This window comes from Methylophaga sp. UBA1464, from assembly GCF_002325665.1.
Taxonomy (GTDB): Bacteria; Pseudomonadota; Gammaproteobacteria; order Nitrosococcales; family Methylophagaceae; genus Methylophaga.
Map to the genome: position 1 here is coordinate 597 of NZ_DCSO01000097.1, position 4,387 is coordinate 4,983.

Annotated in this window: 3 protein-coding genes and 1 pseudogene; 3 read left to right on the forward strand and 1 reads right to left on the reverse strand. The window is 46.3% G+C overall.

Features of this window, described 5'->3' with window-relative positions; all coding sequences use genetic code 11:
* Positions 1-355 (forward strand): annotated as a pseudogene (locus tag B3O33_RS13395) (single-stranded-DNA-specific exonuclease RecJ); the annotation flags it as partial.
* On the opposite strand, the gene B3O33_RS13400 reads toward B3O33_RS13395, so the two are convergent.
* Positions 352-1,302: a 1-phosphofructokinase family hexose kinase gene (locus B3O33_RS13400; RefSeq protein WP_292359330.1), complete on the reverse strand. Its 951-nt coding sequence runs from the start codon at positions 1,300-1,302 to the stop codon at positions 352-354. The pseudogene B3O33_RS13395 and the gene B3O33_RS13400 sit on opposite strands and share 4 nt — an antisense overlap.
* Positions 1,303-1,385: 83 nt before the next feature.
* Here B3O33_RS13400 and B3O33_RS13405 point away from each other — a divergent pair, with 83 nt between their 5' ends.
* Positions 1,386-2,387 (forward strand): 2-hydroxyacid dehydrogenase, encoded by a 1,002-nt coding sequence (locus tag B3O33_RS13405; RefSeq protein WP_292359332.1) that lies wholly within the window; start codon positions 1,386-1,388, stop codon positions 2,385-2,387.
* On the forward strand, positions 2,388-4,387 hold a 2,000-nt coding region (locus B3O33_RS13410), incomplete at its 3' end, for a helicase C-terminal domain-containing protein (RefSeq protein WP_292363813.1). It lies immediately after the preceding gene.

Genomic DNA, 4,387 nt, shown 5'->3' on the forward strand with positions numbered 1-4,387 from the left:
TGTATTTGAACGCGCTTTGTATTCTGATGGTGAATTATCGGCGCAGGAAATGAACATGCAGCTGGCAGAGCAATTACCGGTTCTGGCGCCATGGGGACAGGCTTTTCCGGAACCACAGTTTCATGGCCAGTTTGTGTTACAGAATTATCGTCATGTCGGTCAGCAATCGGACCATCTTCGGCTAACCATCAAACTTGATGATGGACGTGAAATCACGGCCATGGCGTTTCGTCAGACAGCACCACAATGGCTGCAAATCGGCCAGAAAGTTGGCTTGCATTATCGCCTGGATGTGAATGAATTCCGGCAAACAAAATCATTACAATTGCTGGTTGATAATATCTTGCCGAGTTAAATATCCAGTGTGTGAATCGTCACCTGCTGTCGGAAATCGGCCAGTTCATGACCTTGAAATAATTCTGTTCCGGCGTGCATTACGGTACCGGCTCCACAGGCGATACCATAGCGCAATGCCGTTTCGGGCTGATCATCAAGACTGAACCCGGCCACCAGACCCGCCACCATGGAATCACCTGCACCCACGGTAGTATTCACTGGTACCGCTAACGCTTTCGCATAAAAACTGTTTTTCGGGCTGACTAATAAAGCACCTTGATCGCCTAACGAGACACAGACATGGGTAACCCCGGACAGTTGCAGTTGTCTGGCGCATTCGGCAATAGCTTCTATAGTGTTGAGTTTTATTTGCAGCAGGGTTTCCAGTTCATACAGATTGGGTTTAATCAAAAAAGGTTTCGCTTCAATTGCCAAACGCAATATTTCACAATGACTGTCAACGACAGCGCGTCCGCCATGTTGCTGGATTTTATTAACTAAATCAGCATACAGAGAGGTAGGTATATTGGGTTGGCATGACCCGGTAAGAATGCCATAACCATTTCCTACGGCATCGGCAAAATTCTCCACCAATTGACTTAACTGGGCTGCCGGGACAGGTGTGCCAGCATCAGTGATTTGAAATTGAGATTGTGTATCAAGCTCAATAATCGTGCTGTTAATGCGTGTCTGTCCTGAGACAGGATGAAACATAACATTGGGTAGCTGTTCAACAAGCATGTCTCGCAGAATCTCACCAACTGAACCGGCAATAACACAGTACGTTGTTGCATCTGCCTGCATACGAAACAAAGCCCGGCCAATATTGATACCATTACCCCCAGGATCATGACGGGCTGCATCGGAACGTGATTTTTGATCTGGGATTAACTTTTTGACATGGTAAGTCACATCCAACGCAGGGTTTAAACATAAAACACGAATGTTTCCCGATGATGGCGTCATGACTGTCTCCGATAATAAAATTTGTTCGATAAAGTGATGCTCAGCTGACCAATAATAAACTGCATTTCTGATAAAGGCTCCAAATGAAACCAACGCATGTCGCGGTATTCAGCGCAAAACCCTATGATAAGGCCTATCTCACGGGAATGGCCGATGAGCGCGTATCTTTATGTTTTTATGAAATGGCGTTAAATCCAATGACAGCAGCATTAGCCAAAGATGTTGAAGTGGTCAGTGCGTTTGTTAATGACGATATATCGGCGGAAACCCTGAAAACCCTGGCAGAAAACGGTACCCGTTTAATTGCGTTACGTTGTGCCGGGATTAATCAGGTGGATTTAACGGCTGCTAATAAGCTTGGTATAACCGTCGTCAATGTGCCAGCCTATTCACCCTATGCTGTCGCGGAACATACCATTGCGCTGATGTTGGCATTAAGTCGGAAGATACCGCGGGCTTATAATCGCGTTCGCGATGGTAATTTTTCTCTGGATGGTTTGCTGGGTTTTGATTTCTTCGGTAAAACCGCGGGCATTATCGGTGGCGGTAAAATTGGCTTGTTAGTAGCTGAGCGTTTACGGGCATTTGGTTGTCAGGTTTTGATTTATGACCCGCATAATGCTGAACCAGCTAAAAAAGCTGGTTTTGACGTAGTGACACTCGACAGCTTGCTCGGTCAAAGCGATATTATCAGCCTGCATTGTCCATTAAATGATACAACGCATCATATTATTAATGCTGCCAGTCTCAGGCTGACCAAACCGGGCGTAATGCTGATTAATACCAGTCGCGGAGCTTTATTGGATACAGTCGCTGTATTGGATGCCCTGAAAGCGTTACATATTGGCTATCTGGGAATAGATGTGTATGAACAGGAAGGCAGTTTGTTTTTTGAAGACCATTCCACCGATATTATTCAGGACGACATATTCCAGCGTTTATTGACCTTGCCAAATGTGCTGGTCACCGGACACCAGGCCTATTTCACCCGAGAAGCATTGCAGCATATCGCGCAGACAACTTTGCAGAATATTGATGATTTTATGGCTGGTAAGGCACTGAAAAACCGAGTGGAAATACGTTAAGTGTTTGATGAAATATTTACCAGTATCAATAAGTTGATGCCGGATTTTAAAGCCAGACCGCAACAAATTGAGATGAGCAGCTTTATTCATCAGCGACTGCAACAATCTCATAATCGAATGGCAGTGGTCGAAGCGCCAACTGGGGTCGGAAAAACACTGGCCTATCTCAGCGGTGCAATCGAAACTGCTTTGAACAGTAAAAAATTGCTGGTTATCAGTACCGCAACCGTCAATCTGCAACAACAATTGATTCAGAAAGATCTGCCACAGTTTTCAGCGGCTTTGCCACAACCGATACGCTTTATGCAGATCAAAGGCCGCCGCCGTTATGTGTGCCCCAGTAAACTGGCTCAACTGGCAACCACACCGGAACAGCAAGATTTGACGTTGGATGTAGATCAGAAATACCAGCAGGTATTGATGCAAACTCAGGCGAAAAATCTGTTTCAGGATTGGGATGAACATCGCTGGGATGGTGATCGGGATAGCCGTACCGATGCCATTGATCCGGCTCTTTGGCATGAGGTATCTACTGATTCAGAAGGGTGTGCGGGTAAGAGCTGCCGGTATTTTTTGAGCTGTCCCTATTATTTGCTGCGCAAGGAAATGCAGTTAGCGCAGGTTGTGGTGGTCAATCACGATTTATTACTCAGTGATGCTGATTTGGGCGGCGGTCTGGTGTTACCCAATCCTGAAGAGCTGATCCTGGTGTTTGATGAAGCTCATAATCTGCCACAAAAGGCGCTGGGACATGCCGCCAAAGCATTGAACTTTGCCCAGCTTTATCAAACGGTTGAAACCGCCGACAGTCTGATGAAAAAGCTGCCAACCGCACTGGCATTTCGGCAACATGATTTTGGTTATATGTTCAAGGAAATTCGTCAGGATTTACCAGCTATTATCAGCCTGTTGCAACAGCTACTGGATATTCTGGGCAGTGATGCCACAGTAAATGAAATGCTGGAAGGACGCATCAGTGAGCCGCGTATTTTCTGGGGCAGTCCGTTACTCAATGCCTTGTTTATTCCCTGCCAGAACCTGTTACAGCGCGCCAATTCGATCTATAAACACTTNNNCACTTCCATTCTAGATAATAAAAATAAACTTACTGCTGATCCAGTAGATGTTGGTCAAAGAAACGATACCTTGGCTAGATTGATTGGCAAATGGATTAAAGAAGGGCTGGAGAAAACCCAGTTAAGTAATAAGGTCGGTGAAGCGCTGTTACCCCAGGTAGGGACGGTACAGAATATTTTTGGTTATCTGATTGATTTTATGGCGCTGTTTCTCGATGAGGATAAAGCCGAGCGCCCGCCCAATGTGCGCTGGCTGGCACAGGAACAGTTTGCCAAACAGCAAACCCTGGTGGTTCATGCCGGGCCAATGACCGCCGCAGGTTTTCTGGATCACAGTTTATGGCAGCGGGCCTATGGAGTAGTGATGACCTCAGCCACTTTACGGGGCATGGGATTGTTCCAGCGTTTCCGGGCGGACTGTGGCTTACAGCGTTACGATGAAAAACACTTTCTGGCGTTGCCTTCACCGTTTAAATATCAGCAACAGGCGGTGTTAAAACTGCCGATGATGCAGTATTTACCCAATGAAAATCTGCCGCAGTGGCAGCAGGAAGTGGTCAGTCAACTCAAATCAATTATTGATATTCAGGCGGCGACGCTAGTGCTATTCACCTCACGCCAGGTGATGTTGCAGGTATATAAGCAATTGCCATTGTCCTTGAAAAATTTGATTCTGTTACAAGGTGATCAGCTGTCACCCAAAAATATGATCGTCAAGCATATTCAGCGGATTGAAGCAGGGCGGGGCAGCATTATTTTTGGCATGGATCGGTTTGCAGAAGGCGTCGATTTACCTGGCAATTTATGCACCCATGTCATCATTACTAAACTACCATTTCCGGTATTTACCCGCCCGATTGAACAGGCACGTCAAGAGTGGATCCTCAAACGTGGCGGCCAGCCGTTTATCAGCTTGTCATTACC